This window comes from Nostoc sp. DedQUE09 (assembly GCF_034530915.1).
Taxonomy (GTDB): Bacteria; Cyanobacteriota; Cyanobacteriia; order Cyanobacteriales; family Nostocaceae; genus Nostoc.
On sequence record NZ_JAVRCE010000050.1, the window covers coordinates 30,651 to 44,935 of the forward strand.

At 42.8% G+C, this 14,285-nt stretch carries 11 protein-coding genes; 7 read left to right on the forward strand and 4 right to left on the reverse strand.

The genetic code is table 11. From position 1 onward, the window contains the following. The first annotated feature begins 182 nt into the window (after window positions 1–182). Both RMY27_RS25505 and rpoD read left to right on the forward strand, forming a co-directional pair. Window positions 183–812 carry a fasciclin domain-containing protein gene (locus RMY27_RS25505; protein WP_322667666.1) on the forward strand — a complete coding sequence of 210 codons (630 nt, stop codon included), beginning with the start codon at window positions 183–185 and terminating at the stop codon, window positions 810–812. 1,534 nt (window positions 813–2,346) lie between these two features. Further along, window positions 2,347–3,516, forward strand: a complete 1,170-nt coding sequence (gene rpoD, locus RMY27_RS25510; RefSeq protein WP_094353188.1) for an RNA polymerase sigma factor RpoD — start codon at window positions 2,347–2,349, stop codon at window positions 3,514–3,516. Between the two features lie 129 nt (window positions 3,517–3,645). Here rpoD and RMY27_RS25515 read toward each other — a convergent pair whose 3' ends face one another. From RMY27_RS25515 to gyrA, 3 genes are all read right to left on the reverse strand, one after another. After that, the gene (locus RMY27_RS25515; protein WP_322667667.1) at window positions 3,646–3,831 is read right to left on the reverse strand and encodes a chlorophyll a/b-binding protein; all 186 of its coding nucleotides are present in this window, start codon (window positions 3,829–3,831) and stop codon (window positions 3,646–3,648) included. Between the two features lie 307 nt (window positions 3,832–4,138). Next, complete coding sequence (locus RMY27_RS25520; RefSeq protein ID WP_322667668.1) at window positions 4,139–4,603, reverse strand: GNAT family N-acetyltransferase; 465 nt, start codon at window positions 4,601–4,603, stop codon at window positions 4,139–4,141. Between the two features lie 9 nt (window positions 4,604–4,612). After that, on the reverse strand, window positions 4,613–7,123 hold the full coding sequence (gene gyrA, locus RMY27_RS25525; protein WP_322667669.1) for a DNA gyrase subunit A: 2,511 nt from the start codon (window positions 7,121–7,123) through the stop codon (window positions 4,613–4,615). A gap of 497 nt (window positions 7,124–7,620) precedes the next feature. On the opposite strand from gyrA, the gene RMY27_RS25530 reads away from it, so the two are divergent. Beyond that, window positions 7,621–8,025 (forward strand): response regulator, encoded by a 405-nt coding sequence (locus tag RMY27_RS25530; protein WP_289796406.1) that lies wholly within the window; start codon window positions 7,621–7,623, stop codon window positions 8,023–8,025. 335 nt (window positions 8,026–8,360) lie between these two features. Here the strand turns inward: RMY27_RS25530 and RMY27_RS25535 are convergent, their stop codons facing one another. After that, window positions 8,361–9,254 (reverse strand): tetratricopeptide repeat protein, encoded by an 894-nt coding sequence (locus RMY27_RS25535; RefSeq protein WP_322667670.1) that lies wholly within the window; start codon window positions 9,252–9,254, stop codon window positions 8,361–8,363. Window positions 9,255–9,928: 674 nt separating this feature from the next. Here RMY27_RS25535 and RMY27_RS25540 point away from each other — a divergent pair. The 4 genes from RMY27_RS25540 (at window position 9,929) to RMY27_RS25555 (ending at window position 14,108) form a co-directional block, all read left to right on the forward strand. Next, a complete protein-coding gene (locus tag RMY27_RS25540; protein ID WP_322667671.1) occupies window positions 9,929–10,579 on the forward strand; it encodes a hypothetical protein in 651 nt (216 codons plus the stop codon). 101 nt (window positions 10,580–10,680) lie between these two features. Continuing rightward, entirely contained in the window at window positions 10,681–12,279 is a 1,599-nt protein-coding gene (locus RMY27_RS25545) for an efflux RND transporter periplasmic adaptor subunit (protein ID WP_322667684.1), read from the forward strand. 22 nt (window positions 12,280–12,301) lie between these two features. Then, window positions 12,302–13,582 carry an ABC transporter permease gene (locus RMY27_RS25550; protein WP_416212365.1) on the forward strand — a complete coding sequence of 427 codons (1,281 nt, stop codon included), beginning with the start codon at window positions 12,302–12,304 and terminating at the stop codon, window positions 13,580–13,582. Window positions 13,583–13,700: 118 nt separating this feature from the next. Further along, window positions 13,701–14,108, forward strand: a complete 408-nt coding sequence (locus RMY27_RS25555; protein WP_322667672.1) for a four helix bundle protein — start codon at window positions 13,701–13,703, stop codon at window positions 14,106–14,108. The last annotated feature ends 177 nt before the right edge of the window (window positions 14,109–14,285 follow it).

Here is a 14,285-nt window from a genome sequence, read left to right on the forward strand (position 1 = left end):
CTTTATATCCTAAATTCTATAAAAACTACTTCTTTTGGACGATGACAAGCTATGTAATTTATAAATTTATTGTATTAATATTTTTACTATAAATTAATTATGTCGTTAGATGAGTGACTATATCCACAAATTCATTAACTCTTGTTAATAATTCCTGATTTAACTGGATTCTACACAAAGCGATGAAAGCGAGCAAAGGCATAGTAGGAAAAGCATTGTTCAATATTATTGGCATCGGTAGCTTAGTTGCTCTGTCTGTCTGCGCTCAACCTGTTGCAGAAACTCCTACAGTAACTGTCCCTTCAACAACTGTCTTGCCCGTCACGCCAACTCCTACTGCCACTATTGCCACCCAAAATTTAGCAGAATTGGCAAAGTCAGCAGCTAGTCAAGGACAGTTTAAAACTCTCATCCAAGCAGTGCAAGCTGCCGGATTAACTGAACAATTGGCTGCACCAGGGCCTTATACAGTATTTGCGCCTACTGACGCTGCGTTTTCTGCTTTACCAAAAGCTACTCTAGACCAGCTCTTACAGCCAGCCAACAAACAACAATTAGTCAAGCTTCTGTCCTACCACGTCATCCCTGGGGGAATTACCTCCCAGCAATTGACATCTGGAGAAGTTAAAACAGGTGAGGGTAGTCCCGTTAAAATCACAGTTGATCGTACTAGCAACTCAATCACAGTTAACAACGCTAAGGTAACTCAGCCAGATATCCCAGCTAGCAACGGCATCGTTCATGTAGTTGATCGGGTACTTCTGCCACCTAATTTTCCTACAAGTCTAAACACCACCCCAACACCACGGTAGTTCAGTAAAGTTCATAGTTTCCAGTTTTCGTTAGGGGTAGTTTTCAAAGCCACCATGACTTTGAACTAGTCGCTAACAATCAATTAAAAATTTAGTTTGACTTGTCACACAAGTGACAATGTAACCCTACAAATACTACAAAAAATTCAAGTTTCTCGGTTATCAAAAACCATATAGTTTGCTTATTGTCAATATTTTCCAAACAATCAATACTCGACTCTTAATATAACTACCAACTTTATTGGACATTTAGTCCAGATAATACTCTTTGCTCTGACTTGCTGATTAATCTGAACCACCAGCGATAGATACATTTGTTATGCTTTCAGTAAATAACTGAATATCATCTATAAAACAGCAATTAATAAGTATTTTGAGGATTTCTCATTATAAGATGACAAAAACTTACCGAAACAAAAGTATTGAAATTTACAATTGATTACGCAAAAAAGCTTTGTAACCAAATCATCAGGTAATCTGCTGGGTTCTTTGGGTTCGAGGTAATAGCTGTTGGAAGTACACACCATAAGCCGGAAAACTTGTTAATATCTTCATGTACTGCTGTGGCGATCGCGATCGTATCGTATGTATCTAATGTACTTTTGCCTAAGATAAGACGATATTGGCAAGTTCGCAGGACAAATTGTTTTTGAATTGATTAAAATATCCTTGTATACAATAAGAAAAGTTTGTCAAGTTTCATAGGGCTGAAATCGCCACAGTGCGCTAACGTGTGAATAAGACCAAATTAGTAAACCTAAATTGATCTTCTATCAGGTCGATTCTGCCACCGCCTCAACTCCTCAGTTAAGGTAGTCAGTACGCAGAAGGTTAACTGCTTTCAGGCAAGCACCACCACCGTTGTTGTATTTACCCAAGGACAAGACCCGTTTTAGTCTAAGGGATGCTTAATTTATGAAGGAAATGTAAAAATGGGTAGGTTAAGACGAATAGTCTGAGTTAACATAAAATGCACTCTTTCTCAGTAATTAATGTTGTGTAAAACACATGAAATTCGGCAGGAGCAAGCGTACTTACTTTGTAATGTAATAAGAGCGCCACTGCAATTCCGAAAAGTGGAGAAAAAATTTCACGGTACAAATCCCGTTTTCAATGTCTTTTTGGTGAAAGTAGCTAAAAGTTGCTTAATGAATTCATGATTAATACACAAAAAGAGTGCAATTTCTGTGAAACAGGCTACAATCGAAAGAGTCTTTATACGAAAATCTGCCAACAGTCTGAACTCATTTGTATAGAGTGGCAATTTTTTTGATAAAGGCAAGTATTTTTTTTGACCAGTTAGTTGAAAGCAATATGTGATAGCAACACATATAACATTTACTAAAGTGAGCAAGTCACCTTTAGTATTTGCTTAAACTAAAGTAAAAACCCTCCTACCGGAGGCGTAAAACGTCCGAAAATATCTCTGGCAAATCTGCCAAAAAACTTATTTTCGGTTGGCAATTGGCTCGTTTAAAAGAGCAGTAAACACATCTTGAGTAATTGATTCTGCAAGGAGCATGAGGAACGCGGCATGAACCAGGCTAACAACGTACTCGAAAGCATATATCAGCCTGACCTAGAAATAATGAATCAGCCTGAGCTCGAGTTAGAAGAACTCTTAATAGACGATGAAGAGGACTTGCTGATCATCGATGAAGGTGACGAGGAATTTTTAGAGCCTCAGTCTGATGAGGACGACGCAAAGTCTGGAAAAGCCGCTAAATCGCGTCGTCGGACACAAAGCAAGAAAAAGCACTATACCGAAGATTCAATTCGGCTTTACTTGCAAGAAATTGGTAGAATTCGTCTGTTGCGGGCAGACGAAGAAATTGAATTGGCGCGGAAAATAGCCGATTTGCTGGAATTAGAGAGAGTCCGCGAAAGACTCTGTGAGCAATTAGATCGCGATCCTCGAGATAGCGAATGGGCAGAAGCAGTACAACTGCCACTACCAGCCTTTCGTTATCGCCTCCATGTTGGTCGTCGGGCGAAAGACAAGATGGTGCAATCTAACCTCCGTCTTGTAGTTTCAATTGCTAAGAAATACATGAATCGTGGTTTGTCGTTCCAGGACTTAATTCAGGAAGGCAGTCTCGGTTTGATTCGTGCCGCTGAAAAGTTTGACCACGAAAAAGGTTATAAGTTTTCTACATACGCTACATGGTGGATTCGTCAAGCAATTACCCGTGCGATCGCAGATCAATCCCGCACAATTCGTCTTCCAGTTCACCTTTACGAAACCATTTCTCGGATTAAGAAAACTACCAAGTTACTATCTCAAGAAATGGGTCGCAAACCCACTGAAGAAGAAATCGCTACTCGGATGGAAATGACCATTGAGAAGTTGCGGTTCATTGCTAAATCTGCCCAATTACCTATCTCATTAGAAACGCCTATTGGTAAAGAAGAAGATTCTCGATTGGGCGATTTTATTGAATCAGATGGTGAGACACCAGAAGACCAAGTTTCCAAAAATCTTCTGCGCGAAGACCTTGAAAAAGTCCTCGACAGTCTCAGCCCACGCGAACGCGATGTTCTCAGATTGCGTTACGGCTTGGATGATGGTCGGATGAAAACCCTTGAGGAAATCGGCCAGATTTTCAACGTCACCCGCGAACGGATTCGTCAAATTGAGGCGAAAGCACTCCGCAAGTTACGCCACCCAAATCGTAACAGCGTTCTCAAGGAATATATTCGGTAGTCAATAGTCATTGGTCATTAGTGAATAAAGAAATGACAAATGACAACTGATAAATGACAAAAAATAAAACCTGGTAGTGAATTAGCACTCCAGGTTTTTTTATTTATAGGTCATCTTGAATATTAAAACTTACAGGATGCCCCAAAAATGTAGGAAGCCTTGACCAGAGAAAACCTCAACCAAAACGGCTGCTGAAAAGCCAATCATTGCCAAGCGACCATTCCAAACTTCTGCTTGTGGGGTAAAGCCCCAACGCCAAGCGTTGCGATCTTCAATTACAGGAGTAGTGGCTTTTGTTGTAGTTGCATTTGTCATGGTTAGAACTCCAAAGTTAATTCTTAAGCTTTATTGCTTTATGTAAACTAATATAACAAATATTTTCATAAAGGCAACATTTTTTATACTTTTGTTTCTAGACCTTGACATAAATAGAAATAGCTATTTATACAGATTAAAACATCAGCCTTCAGTGAGATTTGTTGAGTTAAAAGAAATGTTACCCAGACTTTTACCTTTATAAATAATCTCATTTATTGAAATTAATTATCAAATATTTTACTTAAAGTGCTTGATTTTAAATATATTTTGCATTTTAAAAGAAAAAAGTTATTGATAATTTAAGTTAGTACCAGACAATTTCCATTTCTTTTGAAGTGGAGACAAAACCAAGCTTCTCGTAGACGCGTTTACCATCCTCAGTGGCGTGAAGCCAGAGGCGTTTTGCCTCAGTTGCTCTCATAAAGCTGATAATTTCCTTTAACAATGCTGTAGCAATTCCCTGTCCTCGCCACATGGGAATTGTATACACGTTCATAATGTACGCTTCTAAGCCAGAGAGATTGCCGTTGTAAGGGGGTCGTTGAAAAAATACCAAGCCGCTAGAGGCAACAATTTGATTATCCACTTCAGCTACCCAAGCTAAAAACTCACCCGACGGCATTTTTTCGCCAAGATATTTTTGAGTTGCTTCTGCTAGGTTTGCGGTATCAGAGTCACCTTTAATCTCGCCAACCTCCCGCAGGAGTTCGAGACGCAGTTGGATTAGCGCCTCTAAATCCTGCAAGTTGGCTTGTCGCAAGTTGAACATCGCCCTAATTTACGATCGCACTTCCGCAACAGTGATGATTTTTTCATCGCGGTTGAGTTGGAGGATGCTTTCACCTTTGACATCTCTACCTAAAATCGGCACTGTTTCCACAGGTATCCGCACTACTCGCTCTTTATTCGTCACTAAAGCTATCTCGCCAGATGCAATTGCCATGACCATACCAGCTAAGTTGTCAGTTTTGCTAGCAAATTTCAGCGCTTGCGTGCCTAAATCGCCACGATTAGCCGCTCTTAACTGACTCGCAGCCATCCGCTTGGCATATCCTTCTTGAGTAACTAGCAGTAGTTGATCATCTTTACCGACAGTGACACAGCCAACCATTTCCTGATTTCTCAATAATCGAAATGCTTGTAAACCCATCGCTGTGCGACCCATAATCGGTAATTGTTCATCATTAACCGCAAAGCGCAACAGTCGCCCACCGGAACTAGCTAAAATCAGATGCTCCCCTGGAGCGGTGAACTGGGTAAATGACAACTCATCATCGTCTTTGAGCTTCAAAATCGTGATTCCGCGCCGAGTCAGGTTAGTAAATTCTTCCAAAGACAGACGCTTAATTCTTCCCTGTTTGGTTAGGAGAATCATCTGTCTAGTTTCGAGCTTCTCTGGCAGCAAAAAGCGGCTGACCACAGCTTCTTGAGCGCCTTGAGCAGTGCTACTGAGCATCGTAATCAAAGGTTTTCCCCGTGGGGAACGCCCAGTAGTTGGCGGAATTTCTCCCACATTCACCGGATACACTTTGCCGCCACCCGTTAGTATTAGCAAGTCTTTCCCTGTGTCAGTTAAAACAGTTTGGATAATGAAGTCATTATCGTGTAGGCCATTTTCAGCTTTTGACTTTCTCCCAGATGGCTGGGTGCGGCGGACATAACCTCGTTGGGTAAATTCTAAAACTGCCTCTTCAACTGGTTCAGAAGATTTAATTTCCTCCTCCTCTGCCCCTCTGCCCCTCTGCCCTTCTGCCCCTCTGCCCTTCTGCTCTTCTACCCTAAACTTCTGCTCCTCTCCAATTTTTGTCCGTCGGGGATCGCTGTATTTGCGCTTGAGCGATCGCAAATCTTTTTTCAGCGCCTTCAATAATTCGCGGCGATCGCTCAGTAATTGCTCCAATAACCTAATTTGTTCACTGATCTGCTCAAATTCCTGCTGCAAATTTTGCTGTTCCAAACTAGTGAGGCGGCGCAACGGCATAGCGAGAATTGCATCTCCTTGTACCTCGCTCAAATCCAGTCGGCTACAAAGGTTAATTTTTGCCGTACTACCATCGGGAGCTTGGCGCAAAATTTGAATTACCTCATCCAAATTCGACAGCGCTTTCAGCAAACCTTCGACCAAATGCACGCGACTTTGGGCTTTACCCAACTCGTAATTGTAGCGACGGTTCAGCGTTTCTTCTCGGAATCTCAAAAACTCCTGCAAGAGTTGACGCAAACTTAACTGGCGGGGTTGTCCATCCACTATTGCGAGGAGAATTGCCCCAAAAGTCATTTGTAAAGCAGTTTGGTGATATAAATTCTGGAGAACTTCTTGGGGATTGGTGTCGCGTTTGAGTTCAATTACCACCCGCATCCCTTCGCGATCGCTCTCATCCCGAAGATCGGAAATTCCTTGCAAGCGTCCTTGATTTACTAAATCCGCTACCTTCTCAATCCAGGCAGCTTTATTCACTTGATAAGGCAATTCTGTAATGATAATTGCCGTCCGTCGCTTGTTTCCTCTCGCGGCTGGAATTTCCTCCAGAGTTGCAACTCCCCGCAGCAGAATTCCACCTTTACCTGTGGTGTACGCTTCTCGAATTCCCGCTTCACCAATTATTTCTCCACCAGTGGGAAAATCTGGCCCTGGAATTAGCTCAAATAATTTTTCATCTGGCAAATCTGGGTTGTCGATTAAGGCAATTAACCCATCGACAACTTCCCCCAGATTGTGGGGTGGAACGTTTGTCGCCATTCCCACGGCAATACCAGAACAGCCATTGAGTAACAGAAACGGCAACTGAGCAGGTAACACCGTTGGTTCTTGCTGGGAATTATCGAAGTTACCGACAAATTCCACAGTTTCTTCACCAATTTCTGTCAGCATTCCCTCATGGCTGATCGGTGCGAGACGCGTTTCTGTGTAGCGCATCGCCGCTGGTGGGTCATTATCGACACTGCCAAAGTTACCGTGTCCTGCCAGCAAGGGATAGCGGCTAGAAAAGTCCTGCACCAGCCTGACTAAAGCATCGTAAACTGATTGGTCGCCGTGGGGATGGTATTTACCCAACACATCACCCACTACACGGGCACATTTTCGATAGGGTCTATCTGGTACCAAACCGAGTTCGTGCATTGCATACAAAATGCGCCGATGCACTGGTTTTAAGCCATCACGCACGTCTGGTAGCGCTCGCCCGACAATCACGCTCATGGCATATTCTAGATAAGACCGTTGCATCTCGGTGTGCAGGGCTGTTGGAATTACCTGTCCCGTTGAGAGAAGGTTTAACTGTTTTGCCATGAGTTTTTTCCCTGAAATTTAACTACACAAAAGCCGATGGAACTCAACACTGCGGCAACCACAGCATAACGGATGAAATGAGATTCATAACAAAATTTTGATAGTCACAGAAGAAAAAGCAGTAGTATCATCCTTGATGACGAAGATGCATATTGATTATTAAAAAGGATGCACACGAGTATAATCTACATAAACTTAGTAGGCATGATGCTTACCGAAGAAGAATTCAGAATTCAGGAGACAGAATCCAGAATGGATTTTGTGAGACTGGATAGAGAATCGAGGTTTAAAGCAAGCGATTTTAAACGTGCGTGTTCGCTCTTAGCATCTCCCCTTGGGAGAAGAAAAAAATTTTCCATGACTGTTACGCCTGACTTGACTGCTGGGTTATTCTGAATTCTGAATTCTGTTTTCTGACTTCTTTTGATCATGATTGCATTTCTTAATTTTGTATTCTGGAATTCTTGAATCTCTTCACCTCTATAACTAAAATTCTCATGAAAACTGTTTTAATTGTCGAAGACGATCTAATTAATGCTCGTGTTTTTTCCAAAATTTTGTCCAAGCGTGGCGGCTTGGGTGTGAAACACACCGAAAATGTGGAAGAAGTCATCAAAATTGCCCAATCAGGAGAAGCCGACCTAATTTTGATGGATGTTTCTCTCTCCAGAAGTGTTTACCAAGGCAAGTCGGTTGATGGAATCAAGATTACACAAATGTTAAAATCCGATCCAAAAACAGCAAACTTACCTGTGATTCTGGTGACAGCACATGCAATGGAAGGCGATCGCGAGAACTTTCTCAAGCAAAGCGGTGCTGATGGCTACATTTCGAAGCCAGTTGTTGATCATCAACAGTTCGTTGACCAAATCATCGCACTTCTACCCACAGACGAAAACTGAGAATTAAAGACTTATTTCAGGAATACTCGCCCGCAAATGTTTTTGGGCGATAATTCCTGTATTTATCTAGTATAGATGTACTACGAAAAGGTACTATTAGGCAAGTGGTAAGGAGTAGTGAGTGCTGAGTGCTGAGTGCTGAGTAAAGAGTTTGGAATTAACAGTTGAATATTTGAACTCGTAAATTCATAACTCCTCACTCCTCACTCCTCACTCCTCACTCAGCACTCCTCACTCCTCACTCAGCACTCAGCACTCAGCACTCAGCACTCCTCACTCCTCACTCAGCACTCAGCACTCCTCACTCCTCACTCCTCACTCCTCACTCAGCACTGTTATTGAGTCGGCTGTTTTCTAGGCGTAGGCGCTGATGATGAGTTTGCTGGTTGCTGTAGGGCTGCTTGAATACGGGGTAATTCTAGGAATTTTTTCGTATCAGACAGTAGACGCTCGCCCCAGAGATTTTCTTTGAGGAAATTTAAATTAGCATAGCGCGAATCGATACGGAGTGCAGTTTCTCCCAACGTTAGTCCTTGTTGGCGCTCGCCTTTAGTATATAGTGCCACCGCTAAGGCCAATAAAGGTTCTGCTGCTTGTTTATCAAGGGTTACAGCAGATTGCCATCGCTTAATTGCTTCGGGGATATTACCCTGTTCGTAGTTGATTAAACCAATATTGTTCAGCGCGGGCCAGAATTTTTTATTTTGGGAGACAGCTTTATTGTATTGGGCGATCGCATCTGGCAATTTACCCAGCAAATAGTAAGCATTACCCAAATCAAATAACCCCTCTGGATCGTTGGGTTTTAACTTCAAACCTTCTTGATAATTGACAGCAGCAGCCTGATAATTTTTCTGCTGAAAATTTGCTGAACCCAAAGCAAACAAAATATCACCATTTTTAGGATTGATAGATTGTGCTTTTTTCAGGCTAGCGATCGCCCCATCAAACTCTTTTGTTTGCAGTTGCAATCCACCTAAGAGCAACCACACTTTATCATTCCCCGGAGCCAGTTGACTAGCCAGCCGCGCTCGTGGCAAAGCTAATTCAACCTGTTGAAACTGAGCTAGTTGAGCCGCCTCTTGTGCCAAGCTCAACCCCTGCTTTTCTAACTTTGTCGCATCTAGTTGCAGTGTATGGGGTATTAATGCCTGCGCGTTAGCGGCTTTTGGCATACTCCATAAACTACAGACTATTAAAAGAGAAATCAAACGAACATGTTTAGGCACACTACCGCCTTTAAGCCACTAATCAAAGAATCTTTCAGCTAGCTTAAACGATCTGCGCTCTTGACGGCAGCAAAATCTTACAAATAAAGGCAGAAGGCAGTGTTTCGACTCCCTTCGACTACGCTCAGGGCAAGTCGCTCAACAACCAGGCAGGAGGCAGGAGGAATACTGCTTCTTGCTCTCTGCCGCGATCGCTCGTGAGCAAGGGTTTAAGATAATAACACCAAATTTTTAATTTTTTGGAGAGCGTCCAACAGAAGTATCACCATTTATCCAGAGTCTTGTGGATATTGTCTGGCAAGGAATTGTACCAAGCCAAGATTAAATAGGGAGTATAAGCAGTGGGGAATTAGGTATTACAACTATTTTCAGCTAAATCGACCACGCGGTAGGGGCGCAAGACCTTACGCCCTACTTTTATAGGAGTTAGAGATTAGGATCTGAATTTCTCAATCTTAAAAAACTGGTGACTTTGGTCATACATCAGCCTGGAATTACTAGTGACTTTCGTCATACATTGGTTTCAATTTTTTGATCAATAATTATTATGTATGAATTTATACGACGAGGTAAATATTAAACACCTTAATGCCAAAACAAAAATAACTATCTAAAGATTGCTGAAGTTTGAATTCAGCAAAATAGAACTTTAATCCAAATAAGGAATCAATTCTATGTTGAAACCAAACCGTATATCGATAGTATTAGTTGCTGCTGTGATAATTGTTCCTACTCTCTTGACTGCGCCTGCAAACGCCCAGACGAAAGTCTACGTTGTTGGCGATCGCGATCGAGATTGGGATCGTGATGGCAGATCCGATCCTAGAGACAGAGATAATTGGAACCGCGACAGCAGATCGAATTCTAGAGAAATCAGAAACCCTAGAGATCGGGATAGTTGGAACCGCGACAGCAGATCGAATTCTAGAGAAATCAGAAACCCTAGAGATCGGGATAATTGGAGCCGCGACGACAGAACCTATCCTGTAGAAATCAGAAAGCCTAGAGATCGGGATAATTGGAACCGCGACGACAGAACCTATCCTGTAGAAGTCAGAAACCCTAGAGATCGGGATAATTGGAATCGTAACAACCAATTTAATAGCAGAGTAGTCAGACTTGGTAATGGTGATATCAGATATCCCAATGGGCAAATTATTCCTGCTAGATCCATAGTCAGACTGCGCGATCAAGGTTACTTCAGACTTCCTAACGGGGATATTCTGCTTCCCAATCAGGAAATTGTTCCGGCTGGGAGATTAGTAAGAGTGCGTGATGATTACTTCAGACTTCCTAGTGGATTGGTACTGCAAATAAACCTTTAAAACACTAAAAACTAAAAATAATTGTCAGTATTAGGCTACCAGGCTATAGTTTTAGCCGTAAATAAGTAGCTTGGTAGCCGTTCCTTATAAACAAAATGGATATGAAAATTGATACACCAAATACCGTAGATTCATCAGTTTTGGTTCCAGAGGTCAAGAAAAAAAAGGGCAGACGTAATTGGCTCTCTTGGCTAATTGCTCTTTGCCTTTTGGGTGGAATTGGCTATGCCGTTTATTACCAAGTAACGGTTGCTCCGCGTCAACAAGCCAGCCGTCGGGTGCTGACAAGACCTGTAGAAAGACAGAGTTTAACAATTACAGTTTCAGCGAACGGAACAGTGAAACCTGAGCGGTCAATCAACCTCAGCCCAAAAAATTCCGGCATCTTAAAAAGCCTGTTGGCGAAAGAAGGAGATATCGTCAAGCAAGGACAGATTGTCGCTTACATGGATGATTCCAACCTCCGGGGGCAACTTACCTCTGCACAAGGACAATTGGCACAAGCCGAGGCAAATTTGCAAAAAGCGATCGCAGGTAATCGTCCTCAAGATATTGCCCAATCACAAGGAGCATTAGACGAAGCCGAGGCGAATCTGCAAAAGGTACAAGCAGGTAATCGTTCCCAAGATATTGCCCAAGCACAGGCACGCTTACAAAGCACTCAAGCCGCCCTTCGCCAAGCAGAAGATGATTTTGTTCGCAATCAGCAACTTTACAATGCAGGCGGTATTTCCCTTCAGACTCTTAACCAAAGCCGCTCCAATCGTGACAGTGCCCAAGCGAATGTAAATGAAGCACAGCAAGCACTGGCTCTGCAAAAAGCCGGATCGCGTCCAGAAGACGTTGAGCAAGCACGAGCTGTAGTAAAGCAGAGACAGCAAGCTTTGGCACTTTTGAAAGCCGGAACGCGCCAAGAAGATATTAACGCAGCCCGCGCCCAGGTAACATCGGCTCGTGGTTCGCTGCAAAACATCCAAGCCGAAATCAATGACACGATTATTCGCGCACCCTTTGATGGTGTAGTGACAAAGAAGTATGCCGATCCAGGTGCTTTCGTGACACCTACAACTGCCAGTAGTGAAGTAGCTTCTTCTTCTTCTTCTTCAATCTTGTCTCTAGCTTCTACAAATGAAGTCGTCGCCAATTTAGCGGAAACAAATATTTCCAAAATCAGCCTTGGTCAAAAAGTCTCGATTAAAGCAGATGCCTACCCAGGAAAGACCTTTGAAGGTAAAGTGAGCCAAATTGCTGCCCAAGCAATAGTAGAGCAAAACGTCACCAGTTTTGAAGTGAGAGTATCACTTTCAGACCCTCAAAGACTACTCCGGTCTGGGATGAATGCGGAAGTAGATTTTCAAGTCGGTCAAGTTCAAAATGTTCTAGTGGTACCAACGGCTTCAGTGGTTCGCCAAGAAAATGCTACAGGCGTGTTTGTGCAAGGAAAAAATAACAGACCTGTGTTTACTCGCATAGAGACTGGCGTCACCGCGAATAACTTTACCGAAGTTAAGTCTGGATTGACAGGAGACGAAAGGGTATTGCTCAGTTTCCCACCAGGATCGCGTCCGCAATCAACACCAAGAGGAGGAGTTTTCCCTGGTCTAGGTGGAGGCGGAGGAGGCGGAGGAGGCGGAAGAGGAGCAGATGGCGGCGGAGGTCGTTCAGGTGGTGGTCGTTCTCAAGGCGGTGGTTCCCCTTAAAGTTAGTTTTAAATAAAACATTATGTTTAAGATATTTAAGGGCTTTTATAAAGCGAAGAATACCCGCACAGTACCATTGCTGGAAATCTTGACAATGGCGGCAGAGACTCTGTGGAGTAACAAATTACGCACGGGTCTAACTATGTTGGGCGTAATTATTGGGATTTCTTCAGTTATTGCCATTACTTCTGTTGGTCAGGGAGTGCAAAAAGGGGTTGAGCAACAGATACAAGCATTGGGTACAGATGTGATCCAAATCTTGGCGGGTGCAGCAAGAAGTGGGAATGTCCGTCAAGGAGTAGGTTCTAGCAGCACCTTGACTTGGGAAGATGCTAAGGCGATCGCTACACAAGCGCCATCAGCACAGATGGTTTCTGCTTATCTCCAACGCAGCGCTCAAGTTGTATATGCAGGGCAAAACACCTCAACTACCATTTATGGCACAGATTTGAACTACCCAGAAATCAGAAATACCCGTCCCCAACAAGGGAGATATTTTACTCAAGAAGAACTAGATAGTGCCGCACAACTTGCCATTCTTGGCCCTACAGTGCAAAAAACACTCTTTGCACAGGGTGTAAATCCGATCGGTGAGAAAATTCGGATTCAGGGAGAGGCTTATGAAGTAATTGGGGTGATGGAACCTAAAGGTTCTCAAGGGCCAATGGATCGAGATGACCAAGTTTTCATTCCTCTAACTAGTATGTCGAAGAGACTAGTTGGGAACAATGCCCTGGTGGGCGTTTCTGTAAGTGGAATTTTAGTTAAAGGCGCTAATCAGGAGCAGTTAGAAGCCGCTCAGTTTCAAGTTACCAATCTTTTACGGCTGCGTCATAATATTTATCCGCCACAAGCTGATGATTTCCGACTGACTAATCAAGCTGATATTGTTAGTACCTTCACTAATATTGTGGGTTTATTTACAGTCATGGTGGTAGCGATCGCTGGAATTTCTCTAGTGGTTGGTGGTATTGGTATTGCTAACATTATGCTGGTTTCTGTGGTTGAGCGGACGCGGGAAATTGGGATTCACAAAGCCGTAGGAGCAACTAATTCAGCCATTCTCAATCAATTTTTAGCCGAAGCGATCGTGATTTCCATTGTCGGCGGAGGTATTGGCATGGTGACTGGCGTTTTATTAGCCTTTATAGCTGCAAGCGTTTTCAAATTTCCCTTTGTAATTTCTTTCTTGTCGATCGTTGCTGGCTTTGTACTCTCGTTAACCGTTGGCTTAATTGCTGGCGTGATTCCAGCACGGAACGCATCTAAATTAGATCCAATCAATGCTTTAAGAAGCGACTAAGTTTAAGAGTGCTGAGTAGTGAGTGCTGAGTGCTGAGTGCTGAGTGCTGAGTAGTGAGTGCTGGGTTCTGAGTGCTAAGTTATTTAGTGTCAATTTTGAAAATTGAGTAGTCAGTAGAATGAGTAAAGTTGAGCGTTTTGAAGATTTGATTGCTTGGCAAAAAGCAAGAATTCTTACTAAAGATATTTATCAGGTTACTCAGCAGGGCGCGTTTGCTAGAGACTTTGGATTATCAGGACAAATACAAAGAGCAGCAGTGTCTATCATGTCTAACATTGCAGAGGGTTTTGAAAGAAGTTATTTAGGAGAATTTCATCAGTTTCTTTCGATATCGAAGTCATCTTGTGCAGAATTGCGTTCTCAACTTTATATAGCTCTAGATGTTGGCTATCTCGATCAAGCCAAATTCAACCAACTTTTAAATCAAGCAGAAGAAGTAGGCAAAATTATTGGCGGTCTTCGTATATCAGTTAGTAAACAAAAACATCAACAAAACTCAGCCTCCATAACTAAAGCAAAGTGCTGAGTGCTAAATGCTGAGTAAAAACCCAGTTTTTTCAAGCCTTTGAGCAATTAACACTGTCCTAACCTATGTGACTACGGCTATAAATGAACTCTCACTACTCACTTTACTACTCAGCACTCACTACTCAGCACTCAGCACTCACTACTCAGCACTCACTACTCAGCACTCACTACTCAG